Origin of the sequence: Cohnella faecalis, assembly GCF_003570905.1 — a bacterium.
GTDB classification, from domain to species: Bacteria; Bacillota; Bacilli; order Paenibacillales; family Paenibacillaceae; genus Cohnella; species Cohnella faecalis.
Window position 1 is genome coordinate 1 of sequence record NZ_QXJM01000028.1, and the last position, 9,202, is coordinate 9,202.

Annotated in this window: 13 protein-coding genes and 1 pseudogene; 5 read left to right on the forward strand and 9 right to left on the reverse strand. The window is 54.8% G+C overall.

Translation table 11 applies throughout. From position 1 onward, the window contains the following. From D3H35_RS34675 to D3H35_RS07805, 3 genes and pseudogenes are all read right to left on the reverse strand, one after another. Window positions 1–210 (reverse strand): annotated as a pseudogene (locus D3H35_RS34675) (GTPase); the annotation flags it as partial. Between the two features lie 235 nt (window positions 211–445). Then, complete coding sequence (locus D3H35_RS07800; RefSeq protein ID WP_119148543.1) at window positions 446–667, reverse strand: hypothetical protein; 222 nt, start codon at window positions 665–667, stop codon at window positions 446–448. Next, window positions 664–1,248, reverse strand: a complete 585-nt coding sequence (locus tag D3H35_RS07805; protein WP_119148544.1) for a DUF6612 family protein — start codon at window positions 1,246–1,248, stop codon at window positions 664–666. The genes D3H35_RS07800 and D3H35_RS07805 overlap by 4 nt, the downstream gene beginning before the upstream one ends. 14 nt (window positions 1,249–1,262) lie before the next feature. Here D3H35_RS07805 and D3H35_RS07810 point away from each other — a divergent pair, with 14 nt between their 5' ends. Then, complete coding sequence (locus tag D3H35_RS07810; RefSeq protein ID WP_119148545.1) at window positions 1,263–1,448, forward strand: hypothetical protein; 186 nt, start codon at window positions 1,263–1,265, stop codon at window positions 1,446–1,448. Between the two features lie 94 nt (window positions 1,449–1,542). On the opposite strand, the gene D3H35_RS07815 is transcribed toward D3H35_RS07810, so the two are convergent. Both D3H35_RS07815 and D3H35_RS32170 read right to left on the reverse strand, forming a co-directional pair. Beyond that, window positions 1,543–2,655 carry a molybdopterin-dependent oxidoreductase gene (locus D3H35_RS07815; RefSeq protein ID WP_233567819.1) on the reverse strand — a complete coding sequence of 371 codons (1,113 nt, stop codon included), beginning with the start codon at window positions 2,653–2,655 and terminating at the stop codon, window positions 1,543–1,545. Continuing rightward, window positions 2,586–2,801: a hypothetical protein gene (locus D3H35_RS32170; protein ID WP_233567820.1), complete on the reverse strand. Its 216-nt coding sequence runs from the start codon at window positions 2,799–2,801 to the stop codon at window positions 2,586–2,588. The genes D3H35_RS07815 and D3H35_RS32170 overlap by 70 nt, the downstream gene beginning before the upstream one ends. A gap of 187 nt (window positions 2,802–2,988) precedes the next feature. Between D3H35_RS32170 and D3H35_RS07820 the strand changes: the two genes are divergently transcribed. Both D3H35_RS07820 and D3H35_RS07825 read left to right on the forward strand, forming a co-directional pair. Continuing rightward, window positions 2,989–3,552: an RNA polymerase sigma factor gene (locus D3H35_RS07820; protein ID WP_119148546.1), complete on the forward strand. Its 564-nt coding sequence runs from the start codon at window positions 2,989–2,991 to the stop codon at window positions 3,550–3,552. Window positions 3,553–3,554: 2 nt separating this feature from the next. Next, on the forward strand, window positions 3,555–4,883 hold the full coding sequence (locus D3H35_RS07825) for an ABC transporter substrate-binding protein (RefSeq protein ID WP_119148547.1): 1,329 nt from the start codon (window positions 3,555–3,557) through the stop codon (window positions 4,881–4,883). Window positions 4,884–5,090: 207 nt separating this feature from the next. Here the strand turns inward: D3H35_RS07825 and D3H35_RS07830 are convergent, their stop codons facing one another. The 3 genes from D3H35_RS07830 to D3H35_RS07835 form a co-directional block, all read right to left on the reverse strand. After that, on the reverse strand, window positions 5,091–6,038 hold the full coding sequence (locus tag D3H35_RS07830; RefSeq protein WP_119148548.1) for an ABC transporter substrate-binding protein: 948 nt from the start codon (window positions 6,036–6,038) through the stop codon (window positions 5,091–5,093). 61 nt (window positions 6,039–6,099) lie between these two features. Then, on the reverse strand, window positions 6,100–6,318 hold the full coding sequence (locus D3H35_RS32175) for a sigma factor-like helix-turn-helix DNA-binding protein (protein ID WP_233567821.1): 219 nt from the start codon (window positions 6,316–6,318) through the stop codon (window positions 6,100–6,102). After that, on the reverse strand, window positions 6,285–6,662 hold the full coding sequence (locus D3H35_RS07835; RefSeq protein WP_233567822.1) for an RNA polymerase sigma factor: 378 nt from the start codon (window positions 6,660–6,662) through the stop codon (window positions 6,285–6,287). Before D3H35_RS07835 ends, D3H35_RS32175 begins: the two co-directional genes overlap by 34 nt. Window positions 6,663–6,849: 187 nt before the next feature. Between D3H35_RS07835 and D3H35_RS07840 the strand changes: the two genes are divergently transcribed. After that, window positions 6,850–8,112 carry a molybdopterin-dependent oxidoreductase gene (locus D3H35_RS07840; RefSeq protein WP_119148549.1) on the forward strand — a complete coding sequence of 421 codons (1,263 nt, stop codon included), beginning with the start codon at window positions 6,850–6,852 and terminating at the stop codon, window positions 8,110–8,112. Window positions 8,113–8,249: 137 nt separating this feature from the next. On the opposite strand, the gene D3H35_RS31280 is transcribed toward D3H35_RS07840, so the two are convergent. Continuing rightward, window positions 8,250–8,393: a hypothetical protein gene (locus D3H35_RS31280; protein ID WP_199728491.1), complete on the reverse strand. Its 144-nt coding sequence runs from the start codon at window positions 8,391–8,393 to the stop codon at window positions 8,250–8,252. 14 nt (window positions 8,394–8,407) lie between these two features. On the opposite strand from D3H35_RS31280, the gene D3H35_RS07845 reads away from it, so the two are divergent. Continuing rightward, window positions 8,408–9,202, forward strand: a complete 795-nt coding sequence (locus tag D3H35_RS07845) for a DUF6612 family protein (RefSeq protein WP_119148550.1) — start codon at window positions 8,408–8,410, stop codon at window positions 9,200–9,202.

A 9,202-nucleotide genomic window follows, 5' to 3' on the forward strand; every position in this document is an offset into this window, starting at 1 on the left:
TCGACGAATTCGAAAGCCGTCGGCACGATCCGGTCGGCGTGACGATGTCGGCGAGCTTCTGCAGCCGCTCGTCCGCACCTCGACGACCCGACATCGGGTCGATCGTACAAAACGGATATTGGCGGATTCCGCTCCGCCTGCGTTATAGCATTAAACAAACGTAGACTTGCCGACGTTCGGCAGTCCGACGATTCCGCACGATAGTGCCATTACCCTAACACTCCTTAACGTGTGCCTCTAAGATTCTCACGTCATTATACCGGAAGCGGGGCGCATCGTCCACAAACCGCTATTGAAGATCTCCGAACTCGAAATCGTCTTCCAGCGACGGATCGAGCTCAGGCGTTCTTCGCTTCCTCGGAACGACGACTGGCTCGCGTCGCGTTGTGATTCCTGTAAAAAGCTCAAGCGACTGCTCCAAAGTCGAAGGCTTGCCCGCTCGTACTCAACGGTCAAGACGGAAATCGATCCGGTACGACAGCGGCCAATGATGCTGGGCGTCCAGCTTGACGAGTACCTCGAGCGAATCGATCTTGATCGTGTCGCGAACGGACGGCTCCATGCTCGACAGATCCAATGTGCTCTCCAGCACGCTCTCGAGGAACGTCAGCGCTTCCGGGCCGTTGCCGTTATAGCTTATGGCGATCTCGTCTCCGGATGGCTTCACGGCCAGTGCGCTGCCCAGCCCCTTACTCCTTCTATTGATTCCGCCAAATTAATCTGCAAGGAGGACAGCGTTCTGACGACGTTCGCCGTCTCTTCCTTGGAGAGCTTGCTCCATTCCTTGAACTCGTCGGAGTACATATAATAAGCGTCGGGAACGAGAATCGCCCGCAACGAAGACTTTTCGCCATCGATGTCGCTTTTGTTCGTCTGATCCAGCTTGAGCGGCCCGAGCTCTGCCCGCCCTTGCATATCCAGCTTGACGGTGGAGTTGCTGCCTGCGCTTTCTCCGCTCATTTTTTGATTTAAATTAAGCTCGAAACCATACTTTTTCAATTGCTTAGCCGCGTCTTCGGCTTTGGTCAGCCATTCGTCGGCCGACGACTGTTGCGCGGAAGACGTTGCAGACGGCGACGCGGCCGAGGACGACGCCTCTCCTTGGACGACGAGCACGCCGCGCAAAAAATAATGACGGCGAGCGCTAAATAACGAGCCCGATATAACAATGAAAACATGGCGAACATACCTCCCTGGCGGATAACGTCGTACGGTAATGAGCACAATGACCGGGTATTCACCGACCAAAGGAGGAGCTTCCCATGGAGAACAAGTCCCACAAGGGGAACTACAAAGGAACGACGAATATGGCCGCCAAAAACCAGGATATGGCCTTCGTCAACGACACGCTCGAGAATACGAAATCCGTCGCCCCAACCCCCGCGCCGACAAAAAAACGGACTAACCTCTCTGTTCCAGGCTCGTCCGGCGCCGCATCATCGGATTAGCCGCGGCTAAGCGCCTATACTTGCCGCGGTTAACCCTCCAACCGTTTCTATACGTTAGCATACCCCGTAAAGCCGGGCAAGCGACGCAAGTCCCTCATACCCATGCATCGTTGTCGTAGCCGCGTTCCTCCCAATATCCCGTATGCGGCTTATCGACCAATTCGATCCGATTCAACCATTTCACCGACTTGTACGCATACATTTTCGGAACGATGAGCCTTGCGGGGCCTCCATAATCTCGATGAATCGGCTTCCCGTCGTGAAGAATCGCGACCATGACGTCGTCCATATTCGCTTGCTCAAGCGACAGCGCGTCTGTATATTCCCCGTCCCCCGAATAGAATTTTACGTATTTTGCCTTCGGATTTACTCCAGCCAGCTTCAGCAGCTCGGAGAGAGGAATCCCTTCCCAGGTGTTGCGGTATACCGACCAGCCCGTCACGCAGTGAAAATCGCTGACCTGAACCTTGCGCGCAATCGCCAGAAACCGCTCCCAGCTCCAGACGGCAGGGCGATCCACCAAGCCGTCCAGCGTGAACGTCCATGTCTGCGAGTCAAAGGAAGGCAGCCGCGTGACCGTATAGACGCGAAAGCGGCCTTCCGCGCCTCCCCGATTACCCGCACCGAATCCGGCAGCGGCTCGGGTTCCGGAAGCATGCGATTGCCTCCGGATGAAGTATCGTTCATGCCTCCCGCCGTTCCTCCCCGGAAGCTCCTCCGAGTCCCGGCACCGTGCCAAGCCAACGAAAAAAGGCGGAACCGTCGCGACCGCCATAGCGACGCCGAACGACCATTTCAAGAACTGGCGACGCGTAACCCATTGTGCCGGGGTTGGAGACCGGTAGCCGCCAGGCTGCAGAGCTTCAGCCGACTCTCCAGCCTCCGCCCGAATCGTTCTTCGCTCCGGTCGTCTCATCCATTGAATCCGGGTGATCGAATGAAAGAGGATGTACGGCATTCCGACCCAAGTGAGCAAATCATGGACGACCAGAGCGTTATTCGCCCATCTCGGCGGCAAATGACGGAACTGCCACAGCACGATTCCGGACAGCAGCCAGCCGACGAGCAGAATGAGCATAACCGACAGATTCCTTTTTTGACTTGGCCGGTTCCTGATCTGCTTCCAATGCCTTCTCATTAATGGAGCGTACATGACCAGCAGAATTCCGGACACGACGCCGACCCGATATGCAACTGCTTGATCCATACCCGGCCTTCGCCAAGCCAGCCTCGGACCGCCCCCCAGGACAGCACCAAGCCCGTGACCGCCAGCAGCACGACCAGCCAGCCGTTCCATCTGTGCAGCTCGGCCAATTGCTTGCCAAATCCCGTTTTTTTCTTGTTTTCGTTCATCGCCCGTCCTCCCTTCCCGCCCTCCGGCATCGTCTTTACCGCACCGCTTCACAAGCATTATTACTTAAAATTATAGCATAGCCAGGCGCTCCGAAATGTGGAACGGTAAGGATCTCAATGCGTCATTTTGAAATAAAAGGGAACTTCTCGGGTGAACGGTCGTCGTATTGTACGAGGTGGGCTTGGAGTGGATCATGAATACTTGAAAAATATGACCGACGGTCTCGACCGGAACGCTTTGTTGGAAGATCTGATGCTGACTTACGGCAAGGATGTCTGGAATTACGCTTACTTCCTAACCCGGCGCAAAGACCTTGCGGAAGACATCGCTCAGGATGTGTTCGTGAAGGCGTACAACAGCCTTTATTCCTTTCGCGGCGACTCGCCGATGAAGGCTTGGCTGCTAACGATTACACGCCATGCGACGCTTGACTATCTGAAGTCCTCCTGGGTGCGCAAAGTGGCATTTCTAACTCCCTGGCAGCAACAGGAACGCTCCGTCCCTTCAGCGGAGACGGAATGGTTCGATTCCATGGAAAAAAGGGAAATTTGGGACAGCGTGCTGAGCCTGCCCCGCAAATTACGCGAGGCGCTGCTTCTCTATGCTCATCATCATCTGTCGATCAAGGAAATCGCAGAGCTTATGAATTTGAATGAAAGCACGGTCAAATCCCGGCTGTTTCGCGCAAGGGCGGCCATGAACCGCCAAATAAGCCGAGAACAACGGGCAGACGGGAGGAACGAACCGTGAGCATGCCTCGCAATTGGGAAGAAGAACTGTCCGAGATGCCGACTGGCGCAGGGGGATTCTCGATGCGGACCATCCGCAAGGTGAAGGAGCGAATAGCTATGCAGGAAAAGAAAAAATACCGTTATCGTCAGGCTGCGGCTGCAATTGTTTGTACGGTGCTGCTCGGAGCCGGATATTTGTTGCGGGACGATCTTGCAGATTGGATGAGAAAAGCGCCTGCCGCCAAGCCGGTCATCTCCGACGATGAAGAGGTTCGATTAAGCGTTCAATATTACGACACCGGCTCCTTATTGCAACGCTACAGCACGTTCATCATTCGTCACCCTTCCGTTCGCTTGGAAGCCGTATCCCCTCCTCAAGGAGAAGCTTACACGGCGGAGGGCTACGTCTCATGGGCGAAAAAAAGCTCTGCGGACATCTTTCAGGTTCCGCTGGCCTATGTCGATGACATGTCGCGCGAAGGGCTCATCAAGCCGTTGGACGCTTGGATTAAGAGAGACAGCTATGACATTGAATCCTTGTATAAGCCCGTCGTACAAGCGATTCGGGAGGCTGGCGCAGGCCAATTATACGGTCTGGCTCCGTCGTTCGAGACATATGCCCTGTACTACAATAAAACCTTATTCAATGCAGCGAACATCCCGTTGCCCAAGGACGGCATGACATGGGAAGAGGTTTGGAATCTCGCCGCCCAATTCGGCGAATCGCCGAAAGGGAATGACATTGCAGGACTGAGCTTCGGGCGATACTCGCCCGCCGCGTCGCTTTCCCTTCTGGGGCAAAGCATGGGTTTGCGGCTAACATCCGCCGACGGCAAGCTGCCTACTATCGATACTCCAGGTTGGCGAAAAGCGCTGGAACCGCTGGCTCGCGGATGGAGGGAAGGATGGATCAGCAAGCAACAGCCCAAAAAGAGAGAGGGCGATATACTCATGAAGGATTTGTATATGGAAGACCCCTTTTTAACGGGGAAATCCGCCATGTCATTCGCCAGTTCTATCTATATGAATGACATTCGTTCCGCCGAGAAGCTGATCCCCTTTCAAGATAAGTGGGGAGCCGTCACTCAGCCGACCGCGACGGGTAATCCGAACGACTCCCGGCTATTCGGAGTGTCCTATATATATGCGATCAACTCTTCCTCCAAAGATGCCGACGCCGCTTGGGAGCTTCTGAAAGCAATGGTAAGCAAAAATCAAGCGCTGCGAGACAAAAGAAACAACTATAGCTCGCTGTCCGCCATTCCACTGACCGACAACAGCGAGCCTGAGGATGTATTTTTCGAATCCTCCAATCCTTCGGTCATTGGAATGGCGGACAGCGAGCTATAGTTGTTTCTTTTGTCTCGCAGCGCTTGATTTTTGCTTACCATTGCTTTCAGAAGCTCCAAGCGGCGTCGGCATCTTTGGAGGAAGAGTTGATCGCATATATATAGGACACTCCGAATAGCCGGGAGTCGTTCGATTACCCGTCGCGGTCGGCTGAGTGACGGCTCCCACTTATCTTGAAAGGGGATCAGCTTCTCGGCGGAACGAATGTCATTCATATAGATAGAACTGGCGAATGACATGGCGGATTTCCCCGTTAAAAAGGGGTCTTCCATATACAAATCCTTCATGAGTATATCGCCCTCTCTCTTTTTGGGCTGTTGCTTGCTGATCCATCCTTCCCTCCATCCGCGAGCCAGCGGTTCCAGCGCTTTTCGCCAACCTGGAGTATCGATAGTAGGCAGCTTGCCGTCGGCGGATGTTAGCCGCAAACCCATGCTTTGCCCAGAAGGGAAAGCGACGCGGCGGGCGAGTATCGCCGAAGCTCAGTCCTGCAATGTCATTCCCTTTCGGCGATTCGCCGAATTGGGCGGCGAGATTCCAAACCTCTTCCCATGTCATGCCGTCCTTGGGCAACGGGATGTTCGCTGCATTGAATAAGGTTTTATTGTAGTACAGGGCATATGTCTCGAACGACGGAGCCAGACCGTATAATTGGCCTGCGCCAGCCTCCCGAATCGCTTGTACGACGGGCTTATACAAGGATTCAATGTCATAGCTGTCTCTCTTAATCCAAGCGTCCAACGGCTTGATGAGCCCTTCGCGCGACATGTCATCGACATAGGCCAGCGGAACCTGAAAGATGTCCGCAGAGCTTTTTTTCGCCCATGAGACGTAGCCCTCCGCCGTGTAAGCTTCTCCTTGAGGAGGGGATACGGCTTCCAAGCGAACGGAAGGGTGACGAATGATGAACGTGCTGTAGCGTTGCAATAAGGAGCCGGTGTCGTAATATTGAACGCTTAATCGAACCTCTTCATCGTCGGAGATGACCGGCTTGGCGGCAGGCGCTTTTCTCATCCAATCTGCAAGATCGTCCCGCAACAAATATCCGGCTCCGAGCAGCACCGTACAAACAATTGCAGCCGCAGCCTGACGATAACGGTATTTTTTCTTTTCCTGCATAGCTATTCGCTCCTTCACCTTGCGGATGGTCCGCATCGAGAATCCCCTGCGCCAGTCGGCATCTCGGACAGTTCTTCTTCCCAATTGCGAGGCATGCTCACGGTTCGTTCCTCCCGTCTGCCCGTTGTTCTCGGCTTATTTGGCGGTTCATGGCCGCCCTTGCGCGAAACAGCCGGGATTTGACCGTGCTTTCATTCAAATTCATAAGCTCTGCGATTTCCTTGATCGACAGATGATGATGAGCATAGAGAAGCAGCGCCTCGCGTAATTTGCGGGGCAGGCTCAGCACGCTGTCCCAAATTTCCCTTTTTTCCATGGAATCGAACCATTCCGTCTCCGCTGAAGGGACGGAGCGTTCCTGTTGCTGCAGGGAGTTAGAAATGCCACTTTGCGCACCCAGGAGGACTTCAGATAGTCAAGCGTCGCATGGCGTGTAATCGTTAGCAGCCAAGCCTTCATCGGCGAGTCGCCGCGAAAGGAATAAAGGCTGTTGTACGCCTTCACGAACACATCCTGAGCGATGTCTTCCGCAAGGTCTTTGCGCCGGGTTAGGAAGTAAGCGTAATTCCAGACATCCTTGCCGTAAGTCAGCATCAGATCTTCCAACAAAGCGTTCCGGTCGAGACCGTCGGTCATATTTTTCAAGTATTCATGATCCACTCCAAGCCCACCTCGTACAATACGACGACCGTTCACCCGAGAAGTTCCCTTTTATTTCAAAATGACGCATTGAGATCCTTACCGTTCCACATTTCGGAGCGCCTGGCTATGCTATAATTTTAAGTAATAATGCTTGTGAAGCGGTGCGGTAAAGACGATGCCGGAGGGCGGGAAGGGAGGACGGGCGATGAACGAAAACAAGAAAAAAACGGGATTTGGCAAGCAATTGGCCGAGCTGCACAGATGGAACGGCTGGCTGGTCGTGCTGCTGGCGGTCACGGGCTTGGTGCTGTCCTGGGGGGCGGTCCGAGGCTGGCTTGGCGAAGGCCGGGTATGGATCAAGCAGTTGCATATCGGGGTCGGCGTCGTGTCCGGAATTCTGCTGGTCATGTACGCTCCATTAATGAGAAGGCATTGGAAGCAGATCAGGAACCGGCCAAGTCAAAAAAGGAATCTGTCGGTTATGCTCATTCTGCTCGTCGGCTGGCTGCTGTCCGGAATCGTGCTGTGGCAGTTCCGTCATTTGCCGCCGAGATGGGCGAATAACGCTCTGGTCGTCCATGATTTGCTCACTTGGGTCGGAATGCCGTACATCCTCTTTCATTCGATCACCCGGATTCAATGGATGAGACGACCGGAGCGAAGAACGATTCGGGCGGAGGCTGGAGAGTCGGCTGAAGCTCTGCAGCCTGGCGGCTACCGGTCTCCAACCCCGGCACAATGGGTTACGCGTCGCCAGTTCTTGAAATGGTCGTTCGGCGTCGCTATGGCGGTCGCGACGGTTCCGCCCTTTTTTCGTTGGCTTGGCACGGTGCCGGGACTCGGAGGAGCTTCCGGGGGAGGAACGGCGGGAGGCATGAACGATACTTCATCCGGAGGCAATCGCATGCTTCCGGAACCCGAGCCGCTGCCGGATTCGGTGCGGGTAATCGGGGGAGGCGCGGAAGGCCGCTTTCGCGTCTATACGGTCACGCGGCTGCCTTCCTTTGACTCGCAGACATGGACGTTCACGCTGGACGGCTTGGTGGATCGCCCTGCCGTCTGGAGCTGGGAGCGGTTTCTGGCGATTGCGCGCAAGGTTCAGGTCAGCGATTTTCACTGCGTGACGGGCTGGTCGGTATACCGCAACACCTGGGAAGGGATTCCTCTCTCCGAGCTGCTGAAGCTGGCTGGAGTAAATCCGAAGGCAAAATACGTAAAATTCTATTCGGGGGACGGGGAATATACAGACGCGCTGTCGCTTGAGCAAGCGAATATGGACGACGTCATGGTCGCGATTCTTCACGACGGGAAGCCGATTCATCGAGATTATGGAGGCCCCGCAAGGCTCATCGTTCCGAAAATGTATGCGTACAAGTCGGTGAAATGGTTGAATCGGATCGAATTGGTCGATAAGCCGCATACGGGATATTGGGAGGAACGCGGCTACGACAACGATGCATGGGTATGAGGGACTTGCGTCGCTTGCCCGGCTTTACGGGGTATGCTAACGTATAGAAACGGTTGGAGGGTTAACCGCGGCAAGTATAGGCGCTTAGCCGCGGCTAATCCGATGATGCGGCGCCGGACGAGCCTGGAACAGAGAGGTTAGTCCGTTTTTTTGTCGGCGCGGGGGGTTGGGGCGACGGATTTCGTATTCTCGAGCGTGTCGTTGACGAAGGCCATATCCTGGTTTTTGGCGGCCATATTCGTCGTTCCTTTGTAGTTCCCCTTGTGGGACTTGTTCTCCATGGGAAGCTCCTCCTTTGGTCGGTGAATACCCGGTCATTGTGCTCATTACCGTACGACGTTATCCGCCAGGGAGGTATGTTCGCCATGTTTTCATTGTTATATCGGGCTCGTTATTTAGCGCTCGCCGTCATTATTTTTTGCGCGGCGTGCTCGTCGTCCAAGGGAGAGGCGTCGTCCTCGGCCGCGTCGCCGTCTGCAACGTCTTCCGCGCAACAGTCGTCGGCCGACGAATGGCTGACCAAAGCGAAGACGCGGCTAAGCAATTGAAAAAGTATGGTTTCGAGCTTAATTTAAATCAAAAAATGAGCGGAGAAAGCGCAGGCAGCAACTCCACCGTCAAGCTGGATATGCAAGGGCGGGCAGAGCTCGGGCCGCTCAAGCTGGATCAGACGAACAAAAGCGACATCGATGGCGAAAAGTCTTCGTTGCGGGCGATTCTCGTTCCCGACGCTTATTATATGTACTCCGACGAGTTCAAGGAATGGAGCAAGCTCTCCAAGGAAGAGACGGCGAACGTCGTCAGAACGCTGTCCTCCTTGCAGATTAATTTGGCGGAATCAATAGAAGGAGTAAGGGGGCTGGGCAGCGCACTGGCCGTGAAGCCATCCGGAGACGAGATCGCCATAAGCTATAACGGCAACGGCCCGGAAGCGCTGACGTTCTCGAGAGCGTGCTGGAGAGCACATTGGATCTGTCGAGCATGGAGCCGTCCGTTCGCGACACGATCAAGATCGATTCGCTCGAGGTACTCGTCAAGCTGGACGCCCAGCATCATTGGCCGCTGTCGTACCGGATCGATTCCGTCTTGA

What these genes read in the sequence shown, in the direction of transcription:
- D3H35_RS07840 (WP_119148549.1), top strand. Translation starts at nt 6,850, where the DNA reads ATGAACGAAAACAAGAAAAAAACGGGATTTGGCAAGCAATTGGCCGAG.
- D3H35_RS07810 (WP_119148545.1), top strand. Translation starts at nt 1,263, where the DNA reads ATGGAGAACAAGTCCCACAAGGGGAACTACAAAGGAACGACGAATATG.
- D3H35_RS32175 (WP_233567821.1), bottom strand. Translation starts at nt 6,318, where the DNA reads ATGGAAAAAAGGGAAATTTGGGACAGCGTGCTGAGCCTGCCCCGCAAA.
- D3H35_RS07825 (WP_119148547.1), top strand. Translation starts at nt 3,555, where the DNA reads ATGCCTCGCAATTGGGAAGAAGAACTGTCCGAGATGCCGACTGGCGCA.
- D3H35_RS31280 (WP_199728491.1), bottom strand. Translation starts at nt 8,393, where the DNA reads ATGGAGAACAAGTCCCACAAGGGGAACTACAAAGGAACGACGAATATG.
- D3H35_RS07830 (WP_119148548.1), bottom strand. Translation starts at nt 6,038, where the DNA reads ATGCGGACCATCCGCAAGGTGAAGGAGCGAATAGCTATGCAGGAAAAG.
- D3H35_RS07815 (WP_233567819.1), bottom strand. Translation starts at nt 2,655, where the DNA reads ATGGATCAAGCAGTTGCATATCGGGTCGGCGTCGTGTCCGGAATTCTG.
- D3H35_RS32170 (WP_233567820.1), bottom strand. Translation starts at nt 2,801, where the DNA reads ATGAACGAAAACAAGAAAAAAACGGGATTTGGCAAGCAATTGGCCGAG.